We start from the raw sequence: 14,507 nt of genomic DNA on the forward strand, positions 1-14,507 counted from the left end.
GGGCGCCCAGAAGCGCCGCGAAGGCCAGCAGCAGGGCCGGCGGGCCATCATCATCACCAGGCAACTCTCCATTCGGTTGGGGATCGGCGGGCGGTCAGGCGTGGCCCGGCGGCCGGAACGCCGGGAGGAAGGGGTTGGCGGCCCGGGCGGGTGTCGGGGCCTGGCAGATCTCGGCGGCCGCCGCCGGGCTGATGCCGGGCAGTCCGGCCGAGCGGTAGACCGGCTCGCCCATCGGCTCGCGGCCGAGGATCGTGGCCACGGCCAGGACGGCCAGCAGCCCACCGGCCGCCAGCCAGCCCGCCGCGACCTCGTTCCAGCTGAGGGCCAGCCGGTCGACCGGCGGGCGCCAGCCGGGCTCGATGCGCTCGGGGTCGATCGCCGGGGCGGCTGCGAGCGCGGCTGCCGCCGTGGCCGGCCGGATCTGTGTCGCGTCGTGCATGGGGGTCATCCCTTTGCTGATGCTCACGCACCATGCCGGCCGCCTGTCGCAGAACTGTGCCGAGGCGCCGGCGGGTTTGTCGCGGAGTGTCGCGTCAAGGACTGGATCGCGCAGTTCGATACGATATTCCCCCGCCCTCAGGCCAGCGCCGCCATGCGGATCGCCACCCCTTCCGCCCGGCCGGGGATGTCGGCGCGGCTGGCGGCGGGAAAAGAGGCCAGCCGCCGCTCCGCCGGGTGGTGCCGGGCGACGGCGCGGAACAGCGCCTCCGACACGATGATGTCGCTGCGGCGGGTGCGGGTCATCCGCTCCAGCCGGTGGGCGACGTTCACCGTGTCGCCGAAGGCGCCCAGCTTGTCGTGCCCGACCGCGCCGACCCGGCCGATGATCACCGGGCCGGCATGCAGGCCGACGCCGATGCGCAGCGGCAGCCCGTCACGCCGGGCCTGGTTCCAGCCCTCGATCGCCTCCAGCATCGCGAAGCCGCAGCGCAGGGCGGCGCGGGCCGCGGCCGGGCCGCACCACACCGCCATGATGCCGTCGCCGACCGGGTCGCCGAGGACGGCGTCATGATCCGCCACCGCCAGCGCCATGCGCTCGTGGAACCCGGACAGGAGGGCGAAGGTGCCCGCCGGCTCCAGCGTCTCGCACAGCCGGGTGAAGCCGACGATGTCGGCGAACAGCACCGCGGCGAAGACGGAACGCGGGGCCGCGGACCGGTCCGGCCCGAGCCCGGCCGCGTGCGGCGCCGGCATCCGTCCGCCATCCCATCCGAATCCCAGCATGGCCCTCGACCGTCGCTGTTGCGTTGACGAGGGCACTATGGCCGGCAGTTGTCGCAGGGATCTGTCGCCGGACCCGGTTTTGAGTCACGGAGTGTCGCAAAGCCCGGATCCGAGACAGACTGATACAATTTCCCGCGCGGGATCCGGCGCCGTTTTCGGTATGTTCGGCCGTGGAGCGCAGCATGGAAGCCATACCGCACATCGCCGTCGTCGACGACCACCGCGACATCCGCGACCTCGTCGGCAAATACCTGTCCCAGCACGGCTACAGGGTCAGCGTCGCCGAGAATGCGGCGGCGCTGCGCCGCCTGCTCGAGCGCAGCGCCCCCGACCTGGTGGTGCTGGACGTGATGATGCCGGGCGAGGACGGGCTGTCGCTGTGCCGCTATCTGCGCGGCACCAGCAACCTGCCGGTGATCCTGCTGACCGCGATGGCGGAGGACACCGACCGCATCATCGGGCTGGAGATCGGCGCCGACGACTATCTGACCAAGCCGTTCAACCCGCGCGAGCTCTTGGCCCGGATCAAGGCGGTGCTGCGCCGGGTGCACAGCCTGCCGCCGCAGCGCGGCCGGCTGAAGGCCAAGGCGCTGCGCTTCGACCGCTGGCTTTTGGATGTCGGCCGGCGCGAGCTGCTGGGCGACGACGGCGTGGCCGTGCCGCTGAGCACCGCGGAGTTCCGGCTGCTGAACGCCTTCCTGGACCATGCCGGGCTGGTGCTGAGCCGCGACCAGCTGCTGGACCTGACGGTCGGCCGCGCCGCCGACAGCTTCGACCGCAGCATCGACAACCAGGTCAGCCGCCTGCGCAAGAAGATCGAGGCCGACCCCAAGGTGCCCTGCCTGATCAAGACCCATTGGGGCGGCGGCTACAGCTTCGTGGCGGAGGTCGAGCCGACATGAGGCGCTGGTGGACCCACAGCCTGGCGGCGCAGTTCATCGGGCTGATGCTGCTGGCGCTGGCCCTGTCGCAGGGCATCGGCTTCCTGATCTCCTGGGACGAGCGCGGCCAGGCGCTGAAGGCGGCCGCGAAGGCCGAGTTCTTCAGCCGGACGGCGTCGCTGGCCCGCCTCTTGGAGGCGACGCCGCCGGCGCTGCAGGACGACATCCTGAGCGCCAGCGGCACCTCCTACAGCCGGTTCTGGGTGTCGCCCGACGACATCGACGACGCCATGGCCTGGCGGCGCGAGGCCTGGACCCAGTTGGCGAAGCCGCTGCCGAACGTGACCCCATGGGGTCCGAAAGCCCCGAAGCAGGACAAGGGCAAGCCGCATGACCGGCACGAATCGGCCCAGATCCTCGGGATCGGCACGGCCACGGCGGCCGTCACCACGCCGTGGGCGGACGTGCCGGCCCATGCCTGGCCGCTGCCGGGCCCCGCCAAGTTCCTGTATCTCGACGCGGCCTACGGGATGGGCCTGTCGGTGGAGCTGGACAACGGCACCTGGCTGAACAGCGCCTATGCCAAGCCGAGCGGCAACTCGTTCTGGACCAGCCAGTCGGTGGTGTCGGTCGCGGTCACGGCGATCATGCTGTCGGTGTTCGGCATCATCGTCGCCCGCGGCATCGCCCGGCCGATGCGCCGCCTGGCCGTCGCCGCCGAGGCGCTGGGCCGCGGCGAATCCGTGACGCCGCTGCCGGAGGCCGGGCCGGACGACATCCGCAACACCGCCGAGGCCTTCAACCGGATGCAGGAGCGGCTGCAGCGCTTCGTCGAAGACCGCACCCGCATGCTGGCGGCGATCGGCCACGACCTGCGCACGCCGCTGACCTCGCTGCGCCTGCGCGCCGAGTTCGTCGCCGATGCGGAGGAGCGGGAGAAGATGCTGGCGACCATCGCCGAGGTCCAGAAGATGACCGAGGCGACGCTGGCCTTCGCCCGCGAGGAGGCGACCGCCGAGGGCACCCGGGCCGTCGACCTGCCGGCGCTGGTCGAGAGCCTGTGCGACGACCTGGCCGAGCTGGGCCAGGACGTGACCTTCCAGGAGGGGCCGAAGATCAGCTATCGCTGCCGGCCGGACGCGCTGCGCCGCGCCATCCGCAACCTGGTCGAGAACGCCGTGCGCTACGGCGGGCGCGCCCGGGTGCATGTGGCCCGCGCCGGCGACGGCATCGAGATCGTGATCGAGGATGACGGGCCGGGCATCCCGGCGGATGTCGGCGAGCAGGTCTTCGCCCCGTTCTTCCGGATCGAGAACTCCCGCAACCTGGAGACGGGCGGCGTCGGCCTCGGCCTGTCGATCGCCCGCACCATCGTGCGCCACCATGGCGGCGACATCGTCCTGGCCAACCAGGCGAAGGGCCTGCGCGCCACCATCAGTTTGCCGCGCGTGGGATAGGACGGCCCCGGCCGGCCGCATCCTATACCCGGGTATAGTCCCCTAGCCCCGGCGGTTAGGCCCTTAACCATCAATATGATGGTGCGGGGGCCGCAAAGGGCGTCTTCTCCCCTCATCGATGGTCGCACGGCATCGGGGCCGGACCGGCGGTTTCCCTCGAGTTACGGACGAAACTCGCCCCCCTGCCCGCTGCCGCCGATCGTCGAGCAAGCGTGCCAATCGGCTTGGGCCGAAGGCGCGGGCGAGGACCGGCGGCGACCGCTCCGGCCTTCCCCCTCCCCGCCTCCCGGGAAAGACGATCGACGCGTGGATCCGATGCGCCGCCGCGCCGCTCAGCGTCCGCGACGTGCGGTCCGGCTTCTGAAAAGCCGGGGCCACGAAGGACTGGAGGAACAATCATGACCATGATCACCCGCCGCGCAGCGCTCGGCACCATGGCCGCGGGCGGCCTTGCCGTCGCCGCCACCGGCGCCAACGCCCAGGGCACGGACGCCCTGCAGCCGAAGACCCCCGGCCGCGGCGGCACCGATCCGGGTCCGCGCGACCTGCTGCGCGACCAGGAGAATCCGAGCTTCCTGAACCCGCCGCGCACCGATAGCGGCACATTCCAGAACCTGCGCTATTCCTTCTCCGATGCGCATGTGCGCCAGGAGGAGGGCGGCTGGACTCGCCAGGTCACGATCCGCGAGCTCAGCGTCTCGAAGAACATCGCGGGCGTGAACATGCGCCTGAACGCCGGCGGCACGCGCGAGCTGCACTGGCACAAGCAGGCCGAGTGGGCCTACATGCTGTATGGCGAGGCGCGGATCACCGCGGTCGATGCCAACGGCAACAACTTCGTCGACGATGTCGGCGTCGGCGACCTCTGGTTCTTCCCGGCCGGCATCCCGCATTCGATCCAGGGCCTCGGCAAGGATGGCTGCGAGTTCCTGCTGGTCTTCGACGATGGCGAGTTCGACGAGGACGGCACCTTCCTGCTGAGCGACTGGTTCAAGCACGTGCCGACGGACGTGCTGGGCAAGAACTTCGGCGTCGACCCTAAATACTTCGGCAACACGCCCGACCCGCGCCAGCGCTACATCTTCAACCTGCCGGTGCCCGGACCGCTGGCCGGCGACAGGATCGCCGGTGCCACGCCGGTGCCGCAGGTCTTCAGCCACCGGATGCTGAAGCAGGATCCGATCCGGACCAAGGGCGGCACCGTCCGCATCACCGATTCCTCGGTGTTCCCGGCGTCGAAGACCATCGCCGCGGCGCTGGTGGAGATCGAGCCCGGCGGCATGCGCGAGCTGCACTGGCACCCGAATGCCGATGAGTGGCAGTACTACATCGAGGGCGAGGCCCGGATGGGCGTGTTCGGCGCGGTCGGTTCCGCCCGCACCATCGACTTCAAGGCCGGCGATGTCGGCTTCGTGCCCTACGCCATGGGCCACTATGTCGAGAACACCGGCAGCACCACGCTGCGCTTCCTCGAGATGTTCAAGAGCGACCGCTATGCCGACATCTCGCTCGACCAGTGGCTGGCGCTGACCCCGCCGGAGCTGGTGCAGGGCCATCTCAACCTCGACAAGGCGGTGATGGACGCGCTGCGCAAGGACAAGACCCCGGTCGTCGCCGGCTGACCGGCGGCCCGGCCGCCAGGCCCCTGCGCCACCGGCGGCAGGGGCTTGGCGGAGGACGGGCAGAGACTGCCGTCCGGCGTCCGGATCCCTCGGCGCCGCACAGGAGATGATCGGCAATGTATCGCGACACGATTGCCAAATATGCCGAGTCCGGCGCGCACAAGGCCGGCATGGTCAAGGCCCATCTGCTGGCCTTCCTGATCGGCTCGGCCCTGGCCGGGGCTTATATCGGCTTCGGCGACATCTTCATGTTCACCGTCGGCGCCCATGCCGCCCCCTCATGGTCGCATCTGGTGATGGGCGCCGTCTTCGCCTCGGCCCTGACCATCGTGGTCTTCGCCGGGTCGGAGCTGTTCACGGGCACGGCCATGTACATGCCCTTCGCGGTGCTGCGCGGCGACAGCAGCGTGGCCGACATGGTGCGGGTCTGGGTCGCCTGCTGGGCCGGCAACCTGGTCGGCGCGGTGGTCCTGGCGGCGCTGCTGCACATGGCCGGCGGCGGCGTGCTGCTGACCGATGGCAGCAGCGAGTTCTTCGCCGTCGCCGCCGCCAAGATCGCGGCGCCCGGCTATGAGCTGTTCGCCCGCGGCCTGTTGTGCAACTGGCTGGTCTGCCTGGCGATCTGGATGTGCGGCCGCACCGAGAACGACGCCGCCAAGATCGCGCTGATCTTCTGGCCGATCGCGATCTTCGTCGCCTGCGGCTTCGAGCATTCGGTCGCCAACATGTTCGTCTTCGCCCTGGCCCTGCTGGGCGAGCATCCGGAGACGATCACGCTCGGCGGCGCCGTGCACAACCTGCTGTGGGTGACGCTGGGCAACCTCGCTGGTGGCGGCCTGATGGTCGGGCTGGGCTACTGGCTGCAGGAGCGCGGCGCCGACCGGCAGGCGGAAACCACCGTCCCCGCCCCGGCAGCCCATCCATCCAACGCCCTACCGCGCCTGTAGGTGGCGGCCCGCTTCCGAGGAGTCCCCCGATGCCGAAAGATACGACCGTCCCCGGGGTGAAGCCTTATGACGGCCCGGCCGGCGGCTGGGGGGCCCTCGGCGCCGTGGCGCGGGCGATCAAGGACCAGATGGCGATCGCCGAGGACATCCGCGGCCTGCGGCGGATGAACCAGCCCTCAGGCTTCGACTGCCCCGGCTGCGCCTGGCCCGACCCGAAGCACACCTCCTCCTTCGAGTTCTGCGAGAACGGCGCCAAGGCGGTGTCGTGGGAGACCACGAGCAGGCGCACCACGCCGGAGTTCTTCGCCGAGCACCCGGTGTCCGAGCTCTGGGCCTGGTCCGATCATGCACTGGAGGACCAGGGCCGGCTGACCCATCCGATGGCCTATGACCGTGCCACCGACCGCTATGTGGCGATCGGCTGGGACGAGGCCTTCCGGCGGATCGGCGAGCGGCTGCGCAGCTATACCGCCCCGAACACCGTCGAGTTCTACACCTCGGGCCGGGCCTCGAATGAGGCCGCCTTCCTGTACCAGCTGTTCGTCCGGGAATACGGCACCAACAACTTCCCCGACTGCTCGAACATGTGCCACGAGGCCACCAGCGTCGGGCTGCCGGAGTCGATCGGCGTCGGCAAAGGCACGGTGACGCTGGAGGATTTCGACCACTGCGACGCCATCTTCTGCATCGGCCACAACCCGGGCACCAACCATCCGCGGATGCTGACGACCCTGCGGGAGGCGGCGAAGCGCGGCGTGCCGATCGTGGTGTTCAATCCCCTGCGCGAACGCGGGCTGGAACGCTTCGCCGCACCGCAGAACCCGATGGAGATGCTGACTCTCGGCTCGACCCCGATCGCTTCGGCCTACCACCAGGTCAAGGTCGGCGGCGACGTCGCGGTGCTGAAGGGCATGATGAAGGCGCTGCTGGCGGCCGACGCCGCCGACCTCGCCGCCGGCGGGCCCGGGCTGCTGGACCGGGCCTTCATCGCCGAACACACGGCGGGCTTCGAAGCCCTGCTGCCGGATCTGGCGACGGTGTCCTGGGACGTGATCGAGGCCCAGTCCGGCCTGCCGCGCGCCACCATCGAATCCGCCGCGTCGGTCTATGCCAAGGCGCAGAACGTCATCGTCTGCTACGGCATGGGCCTGACCCAGCACCGGCACGGCACCTCGAACGTGCAGCAGCTGGCCAACCTGCTGCTGCTGCGCGGCAATATCGGCCGGCCGGGCGCCGGCATCTGCCCGCTGCGCGGCCATTCCAACGTCCAGGGCGACCGCACCGTCGGCATCACCGAGATCCCGTCCAAGCCCTTCCTCGACGCGATCGAGCGCGTCTTCGGCTTCGATCCGCCGCGGGAGAAGGGCCACAACGCGGTGGAGGCGGTGCAGGCGATCATCGAGGGCCGGTCCAAGGCGATCATCTGCCTCGGCGGCAACCTGGCCGTCGCCATGTCCGACCCCGACGCGGTCTTCGCCGGCATGCGCAAGCTGGACCTGGCGGTGCACATCGCCACCAAGCTGAACCGGTCGCACCTGCTGTTGGCACAGGAATCGATCATCCTGCCCTGCCTGGGCCGGACCGAGCGCGACCTGCAGGAGACCGGGACCCAGTCGGTGACGGTCGAGGATTCGATGTCGATGGTGCACGCCTCGCGCGGCACCCTGCCGCCGGCCTCGGACCAGCTGCGGTCAGAGCCGGCGATCATCGCCGGCCTGGCGCTGGCGACGCTGCCGGACACGAAGGTCGACTGGGCCTGGCTAGTCGCCGACTACGCCCGCATCCGCGACAAGATCGAGGCGGTGTTCCCCGACTTCTTCGACTTCAATGCGCGGGTGGCCGAACCGGGCGGCTTCCGGCTGAACGTGCCGGCGTCGCAGCGCGAATGGCGGACGCCGTCGGGCAAGGCCAACTTCCTGGTCTGCGACGGGGTGGAAGAGGATCCGCGCGTGGCCCGGACCGACGCGCTGCGCCTGACCACCATCCGCAGCCACGACCAGTACAACACCACGATCTACGGCCTGAACGACCGCTACCGCGGCATCACCGGCCGGCGCGACGTGGTGTTCCTGAACGGGGACGACCTGGCGGCGCTGGGCCTCGGCCATGGCGACGTGGTCGATGTCGAGGCGGTGGCCAACGACCCCGGCCAGCCGCTGCGGGTGCTGCGCGGCGTCACTGCGGTGGCCTACGATATCGCGCGCGGCTCGGCCGCCGCCTACTATCCGGAGGCGAACAATCTGGTGCCGCTCGATAGCTTCGACGAGCGCAGCGGCACGCCGACCTACAAATCGATCCCGGTGGTGATCCGCCGGGCGGGGTAAGGCGTGCCGATGTTGTGTGGTCTCTCCCGCAACTATCCGTCATTGCGAGGAGGCGAGGCCGACGAAGCAATCCAGGGCCGATGCGAGCGGCCCTGGATTGCTTCGCTACGCTCGCAATGACGGCGTTGGGAACTCCTCCAGCGCATCCGCGATGCGGACCAGGTCGGTGATCGAGCGCGCCTCCATCTTCCGCATCACCTGGCCGCGGTGGATCTTGACCGTGATCTCGCTCAGGCCCAGCCGGCCCGCGATCTCCTTGTTCATCAGCCCTTCCGCCACCAGGGCCATGACCTGCCGCTCGCGCGGCGTCAGGGTGCGGTAGCGCTCCGCGATCCCGGCCACCCGCCCCTCGGCCGCGCGGCGCCCTCGGTCGCGCTCGATTGCCGCGGCGACGGCGTCGAGCATGTCCTGGTCGCGGAACGGCTTGGTCAGGAAGTCCTGGGCCCCGGCCTTCATCGCCCGCACGCTCATCGGGATGTCGCCATGCCCGGTCATGAACACGACCGGGATGCGGATGCCGGCCTCCGACAGCTGCGCCTGGAAATCGAGGCCGCTCGCCACCTGCAGCCGGATGTCCAGCACCAGACAGCCGGCCGCAGCCGCCAAGCCGCTGTCCAGAAGCTCCGGCGGCGCGGCGAAGCAGGCGACGCGGAAGCCGACCGAGCGCAGCAGGCTGTCCAGCGCGGTGCGGACCGGCGCCTCGTCGTCCAGCACCAGCACCAGCGGCGCCTCGGCCAGGCCCCCGCTCATGCCGCCTCCCGATCCGCCGCCGGCAGGGCGACGTGCAGCGTCAGCCCGGCCTCGGCGTTGCGCGAGGCCCGGATCCGCCCGCCATGGGCTTCGACGATAGAGCGGCAGATCGACAGGCCGAGGCCCATGCCGCCCGGTTTGGTGGTGCGGAACGGGGTGAACAGCCGCGGCAGCTCCTCCTCCGCCACCCCCATGCCGGTGTCGCCCACTTGCACCTCCACCTCTCCCGCCGCGCCACCCCGCGTCTCGATCACGAGCTCGCGGCGTGGTGTGGACGCCATCGCCTGGACCGCGTTGACCATCAGATTGATCAGCACCTGCTGCAACTGGATGCGGTCGCCCGACACCGGCGGCAGGCCGGGAGCCAGCCGCAGGTACAGCGCCACGCCGTGATCGGCGATCTCCTGCCGCATCAGCTCCGTCGCCTCGCCGATTACGGCGTCGAGGGCCACCGTCGCCCGCTCCGGCTCCGCCTTGCGGGTCAGGTCGCGCAGCCGCTGCACCATCTGATCGGCGCGGTGGGCCTGGCCGGCGATGCGGCCGGCGCAGGCCCGCGCCTCGTCCAGCGCCGGCACCGGCCGGTCGAGCCAGCGCAGGCAGGCCTGACTGTCGGTGACGATCGCGGCCAGGGGCTGCTTCACCTCATGCGCGATCGACGCCGTCAGCTCGCCGAGGGTGACGACACGGGAGACATGCGCCAGCTCGGCCCGCGCTTCGGCCAGGGCCCGCTCGGCGAAGGCCCGCTCGATGATGATGCCGCTCCACCGCCGCTCATTGTCACGCAGCACCGCCATCGCCGTCTGGCTGCGATGGGCCAGCGCCGTGGCGATGGCGATCGAGCACAGGCTGATGACGCCGCGCAGCAGATGGGGCTCGAACCCGGTGTGGCGCAGCCCGGCCAGGAACCCGATGACCGTCAGCCCCCCGCAGCCCAGCGCCACCAGCCGCACGCCGCGGCGGTCGAGGAAGCCGACCGACATCAGGATGACGATGGCGTAGAGCACGGCCACCGCGATCTTCATCGGGCTGAAAGTATCGAACAGGAAGATGGCGAGGGCCAGCGCCGCGGTCAGCAGCGGCAGCACCCGGCCCTGTCCGGGCCAGTGGGTGAAGCCGGGCCGGAAACCGGCCTCGGCGGTCGGAACAGCCTTCACCTTCATCACTCGCCGGCCGGTGCGCCTTCAGCGGCGAGGTGCGGCGCCATCGCACTGCCGCGGCGGCGGCTGGCCAGCCACACCCGCAGCTTGTCGAGATACAGATAGACCACCGGCGTCGTGTACAGGGTCAGGGCCTGGCTGAGGAGCAGGCCGCCGACCATGGCGTAGCCCAGCGGCTGCCGCAGCTCCGACCCCGTGCCGGAGCCGAGCATCAGCGGCAGGCCGCCCAAGAGCGCCGCCATCGTCGTCATCATGATCGGGCGGAAGCGCAGCAGGCAGGCCTCGCGGATCGCCTCGAACGGGCTCAGGCCCCGGTCGCGCTCCGCCTGAATGGCGAAGTCGACCATCATGATGCCGTTCTTCTTGACGATGCCGATCAGCAGGATGACGCCGATCAGCGCGATCACGCTGAAGTCGAAGCCGAACAGCATCAGCATCACCAGCGCGCCGGCGCCGGCCGAAGGCAGGGTCGACAGGATCGTCAGCGGGTGGATGTAGCTCTCATACAGCACGCCGAGGATGATGTAGATGACGATCAGCGCGGCCGCGACCAGGTAGGGCTCGCTGGCCAGCGACGACTGGAAGGCCTGGGCGTTGCCCTGGAAAGCGCCGGTCAGCGACGGCGGCACGCCCATCTCCCGCTCCGCCTGCTGGATCACGGCCACCGCGTCGCCCAGCGCCACGCCCGGCGCCAGGTTGAAGCTGAGCGTCACCGCCGGGAACTGGCCCTGGTGGTTGATCGACAGGAAGGCCGTGGGCCGGGTGGTCCAGTGCGCCAGCGCGCTGAGCGGCACCTGCTCCCCGGTCAGCGGCGACTTGATGTAGATCCGGTCGATCGCCGAGGGCTTGTCCTGCAGCTGGGGCAGCACCTCCATCACCACATGGTAGCTGTTCACCTGGGTGAAATACTGCGCCACCTGGCGCTGGCCGAAGGCGTCATAGAGGGTGTCGTCGATCAGCTGCGGCTGGATGCCGTAGCGGGCGGCGGCGTCGCGGTCGATGTCGAGCGTCAGGGTGGTGCCGCCGGTCTGCTCGTCGGTGGCGACGTCGCGCAGCTGCGGCAAGGCCTTCAGCTTCTCATAGACCTTCGGCGCCCACTGGTTCAGCTCGTCGATATTCGCGTCCTGCAGCGTGTACTGGTAGAGCGTGCGGGTCGGCCGGCCGCCGATGTTGATGTCCTGCGCCGGCTGCAGGAACAGGGCCGCGCCCTCGACCTGGGCCAGCTTCGGCCGCAGCCGGTCGATGATCTGCGCGGCCGAGGCCTCGCGCTGGTCGCGCGGCTTCAGGGTGATGAACAGGCGGCCGTTGTTCAGCGTCTGGCCGCCGCTGGAGCCGAGCGCCATGCCGACCGTGTCGACATCCGGATCGGCGGCGACGATCCGGCCGAGCTCGACCTGCTTGCGGCTCATCTCGGCGAAGGAGATGTCCTGCGCCGCCTCCGACGTGCCGAGGATCAGGCCGGTGTCCTGCTGCGGGAAGAAGCCCTTGGGGATGACGACGAAGAGATAGCCGGTGGCGCAGATGGTCGCCAGGAACACCATCAGCGTGACCCGGCGGTGCTTCAGCGCGACGTCGAGCGACCGGCGATAGCCCGCCAGCATCAGGTCGAAGCCGCGCTCCGACAGCCGGTACAGCCGCCCGTGCCTGCCGGTGTCGTGCTTCATGAACTTCGAGCACATCACCGGCGTCAGGGTCAGCGACACGATGGCCGAGACCAGGATGGTCATGGTCACGGTGACGGCGAATTCGCGGAACACCCGGCCGACGATGCCGCCCATCAGCAGCAGCGGGATGAACACCGCGACCAGCGACAGGCTGATCGAGAAGATGGTGAAGCCGATCTCGCCGGCGCCCTTCAGCGCCGCCTGCACCGGCGACAGCCCCTCCTCGATATGGCGGTGGATGTTCTCCAGCATGACGATGGCGTCGTCGACAACGAAGCCGACCGCGATGCTGAGGCCCATCAGCGACAGGTTATCGAGGCTGTAGCCGAAGGCGTACATCAGCGCCAGCGTGCCGACCAGCGCCAGCGGCACGGTCACGCTGGGGATCGCCGTGGCCCAGAAGTTGCGCAGGAACACGAAGATCACCATCACCACCAGGCAGATGGTCAGAAGCAGCGTGAACTGCACATCGGCGACCGAGGCGCGGATGGTGGTGGTGCGGTCGCTGAGGATGTCGACCTTGACCGCCGGCGGGATCGCCGCCTGCAGCTGCGGCAGCAGCGACTTGATGTGGTCGACCACCTCGATGACGTTGGCGCCGGGCTGCTTGAACACGATCAGCAGCACCGCGCGCCCGCCGTCGGACCAGGCCGCGAGCTTGGTGTTCTCCGGCCCCTCCACCGCCTGGCCGATGTCGCGGATGCGCACCGGCGCACCGTTCTTGTAGGCGATGATGACGTCGTTCCAGGGGTCGGCCTTCAGCTCCTGGTCGTTGTCGTAGATGGTGAAGGTGCGCGTCGCGCCGTCGATGCTGCCCTTCGGGCTGTCGGCGGTGGCGTTGGCGATGACGCCGCGCACATCCTCCAGCCCGATGCCCAGCGCCGCCAGCTTCTGCGGATCGACCTGCACCCGCACCGCCGGCTTCTGCTGGCCGCCGATGGTGACCTGGGCCACGCCCGGCACCTGGCTGATGTTCTGGCTCAGCACATTCTCGGCATAATCGTCGACCGTGGTCAGCGGCAGCGTGTCGGAATGCACCGCGAAGACCAGGATCGGCGAGTCGGCCGGGTTGACCTTGCGGTAGGTCGGCGGCGAGGGGAGGTTCTTCGGCAGCTGCCCGCCGGCGGCGTTGATCGCGGTCTGCACGTCGCCGGCCGCCGCATCGATGTTGCGGTCGAGATCGAACTGCAGGGTGATCGAGCTGTTGCCCAGCGTGCTGCTGGAGGTCATCTGCGACACGCCGGGGATCTCGGCGAATTGCCGCTCCAGCGGCGCCGTCACCGAGGACGCCATGGTGGTCGGGTCGGCGCCGGGCAGCTGGGCCGAGACCTGGATGGTCGGGAAGTCGACCTGCGGCAGCGGCGCCACCGGCAGCAGCGGATAGGCGACGAGGCCGACCAGCAGCACCCCCGCCATGATCAGCGAGGTGGCGATCGGCTTGCGGATGAAGGGGGCCGAGATGCTCATGATCAGGCGTTCGGCTGCTTGGCGGCGGGGGTGGCGGCGGCCTCGCGGACCTGCACCCGGGTGCCGGGCTGCAGCCGGTACTGGCCGGCGGTGACGATGCTGTCGCCGGCGTCGAGGCCGGATTCGATCACGGCGGTGCCGCCGGTGATCTGGCCGACGCCGACCGGCCGCACCTCCGCCGTGCCGTCCGGCTTGATGGCGTAGACATACAGGCCGTCCGGCCCGCGCTGCACCGCGCCGGCGGGCACGGTGACCACATTCGCCTCCGTGCGCAGCAGCAGCCGGATATCGACATACTGGCCGGGCCACAGCTGGTCGGCCTTGTTCGGGAAGGTCGCCTTCAGCCGGATCGTGCCGGTGGCCTGGTCGATCTGGTTGTCGACCAGCTCCAGCGTGCCCTGGTCCAGCGGCTTGTCGTCGCCGCGGGTGTCGGCGAACACCGTCATCGGGCCCTTGGCCATCTGCGCCGAGATCTCCGGCAGGTCCTCCTCCGGCAGGGTGAAGATCACCGTGATCGGGTGCAGCTGGGTGATCACCACCAGCCCGCCGGCGTCGGTGGCGTGGACGATGTTGCCCTGGTCGACCAGCCGGATGCCGGCGCGGCCGTTCAGCGGCGAGGTGATGGTGGTGTAGCTGAGCTGGGTGGCGGCGTTGTCGATCGCCGCCTGGTCGCCCTCGATCTGCGCCTGGATCTGCGCGATCAGCGCCTTCTGGGTGTCGACGCTCTGCGCCGTCGCGTACTGCTTCAGGTTCTCGAAGCGCGTCAGGTCCAGCTGGGCGTTGGCCAGTTGCGCCTCGTCCTTGGCCTTGGTCGCCTTGGCCTGGTCCAGCGCCGCCTGGAACGGCCGCGGGTCGATCTGCGCCAGGGTCTGGCCGGCGGTGACGTGCTGGCCTTCCTTGTAGGCGACGGTCTGCAGCTGGCCGTCGACCCGGCTCTTCACCGTCACGGTGTTTAGCGCCTGCACGGTGCCGAGTCCGGTCAGGTAGACCGGCACGTCGCCGCGCCGGGCCGCC

At 70.1% G+C, this 14,507-nt stretch carries 11 protein-coding genes; 5 read left to right on the plus strand and 6 right to left on the minus strand.

Annotated features, from left to right (window positions below):
- Positions 1–94: 94 nt before the first annotated feature.
- Together P409_RS11180 and P409_RS11185 are read right to left on the minus strand one after the other, a co-directional pair.
- Positions 95–439 (minus strand): hypothetical protein, encoded by a 345-nt coding sequence (locus tag P409_RS11180; protein ID WP_034835561.1) that lies wholly within the window; start codon positions 437–439, stop codon positions 95–97.
- A 137-nt stretch (positions 440–576) separates the two neighbouring features.
- Complete coding sequence (locus P409_RS11185) at positions 577–1,194, minus strand: adenylate/guanylate cyclase domain-containing protein (RefSeq protein ID WP_052120394.1); 618 nt, start codon at positions 1,192–1,194, stop codon at positions 577–579.
- A gap of 212 nt (positions 1,195–1,406) precedes the next feature.
- Here P409_RS11185 and P409_RS11190 point away from each other — a divergent pair, with 212 nt between their 5' ends.
- The 5 genes from P409_RS11190 (at position 1,407) to P409_RS11210 (ending at position 8,455) form a co-directional block, all read left to right on the plus strand.
- A complete protein-coding gene (locus P409_RS11190) occupies positions 1,407–2,126 on the plus strand; it encodes a response regulator (RefSeq protein ID WP_034835564.1) in 720 nt (239 codons plus the stop codon).
- Positions 2,123–3,562, plus strand: a complete 1,440-nt coding sequence (locus P409_RS11195; RefSeq protein WP_034835566.1) for a sensor histidine kinase — start codon at positions 2,123–2,125, stop codon at positions 3,560–3,562. The genes P409_RS11190 and P409_RS11195 overlap by 4 nt, the downstream gene beginning before the upstream one ends.
- Before the next feature lie 398 nt (positions 3,563–3,960).
- On the plus strand, positions 3,961–5,184 hold the full coding sequence (locus P409_RS11200) for an oxalate decarboxylase family bicupin (protein ID WP_034835568.1): 1,224 nt from the start codon (positions 3,961–3,963) through the stop codon (positions 5,182–5,184).
- Between the two features lie 116 nt (positions 5,185–5,300).
- Entirely contained in the window at positions 5,301–6,131 is an 831-nt protein-coding gene (locus tag P409_RS11205) for a formate/nitrite transporter family protein (protein WP_034835569.1), read from the plus strand.
- Between the two features lie 29 nt (positions 6,132–6,160).
- Positions 6,161–8,455, plus strand: coding sequence for an FdhF/YdeP family oxidoreductase (locus tag P409_RS11210; protein ID WP_034835572.1), 2,295 nt, complete (start codon positions 6,161–6,163; stop codon positions 8,453–8,455).
- Between the two features lie 105 nt (positions 8,456–8,560).
- Here P409_RS11210 and P409_RS11215 read toward each other — a convergent pair whose 3' ends face one another.
- The 4 genes from P409_RS11215 to P409_RS11230 form a co-directional block, all read right to left on the minus strand.
- Entirely contained in the window at positions 8,561–9,205 is a 645-nt protein-coding gene (locus P409_RS11215) for a response regulator transcription factor (protein WP_034835574.1), read from the minus strand.
- The gene (locus tag P409_RS11220; protein ID WP_202964634.1) at positions 9,202–10,359 is read right to left on the minus strand and encodes a sensor histidine kinase; all 1,158 of its coding nucleotides are present in this window, start codon (positions 10,357–10,359) and stop codon (positions 9,202–9,204) included. The genes P409_RS11215 and P409_RS11220 overlap by 4 nt, the downstream gene beginning before the upstream one ends.
- 5 nt (positions 10,360–10,364) lie before the next feature.
- On the minus strand, positions 10,365–13,493 hold the full coding sequence (locus P409_RS11225) for a multidrug efflux RND transporter permease subunit (protein WP_034835577.1): 3,129 nt from the start codon (positions 13,491–13,493) through the stop codon (positions 10,365–10,367).
- A gap of 2 nt (positions 13,494–13,495) precedes the next feature.
- A partial coding sequence (locus P409_RS11230) for an efflux RND transporter periplasmic adaptor subunit (protein WP_034835585.1) occupies positions 13,496–14,507 on the minus strand: 1,012 nt, incomplete at its 5' end.

Source organism: Inquilinus limosus MP06 (genome assembly GCF_000767795.1).
GTDB lineage: Bacteria > Pseudomonadota > Alphaproteobacteria > DSM-16000 > Inquilinaceae > Inquilinus > Inquilinus limosus_E.

What these genes read in the sequence shown, in the direction of transcription:
- P409_RS11180 (WP_034835561.1), bottom strand. Translation starts at nt 439, where the DNA reads ATGCACGACGCGACACAGATCCGGCCGGCCACGGCGGCAGCCGCGCTC.
- P409_RS11185 (WP_052120394.1), bottom strand. Translation starts at nt 1,194, where the DNA reads ATGCCGGCGCCGCACGCGGCCGGGCTCGGGCCGGACCGGTCCGCGGCC.
- P409_RS11190 (WP_034835564.1), top strand. Translation starts at nt 1,407, where the DNA reads ATGGAAGCCATACCGCACATCGCCGTCGTCGACGACCACCGCGACATC.
- P409_RS11195 (WP_034835566.1), top strand. Translation starts at nt 2,123, where the DNA reads ATGAGGCGCTGGTGGACCCACAGCCTGGCGGCGCAGTTCATCGGGCTG.
- P409_RS11200 (WP_034835568.1), top strand. Translation starts at nt 3,961, where the DNA reads ATGACCATGATCACCCGCCGCGCAGCGCTCGGCACCATGGCCGCGGGC.
- P409_RS11205 (WP_034835569.1), top strand. Translation starts at nt 5,301, where the DNA reads ATGTATCGCGACACGATTGCCAAATATGCCGAGTCCGGCGCGCACAAG.
- P409_RS11210 (WP_034835572.1), top strand. Translation starts at nt 6,161, where the DNA reads ATGCCGAAAGATACGACCGTCCCCGGGGTGAAGCCTTATGACGGCCCG.
- P409_RS11215 (WP_034835574.1), bottom strand. Translation starts at nt 9,205, where the DNA reads ATGAGCGGGGGCCTGGCCGAGGCGCCGCTGGTGCTGGTGCTGGACGAC.
- P409_RS11225 (WP_034835577.1), bottom strand. Translation starts at nt 13,493, where the DNA reads ATGAGCATCTCGGCCCCCTTCATCCGCAAGCCGATCGCCACCTCGCTG.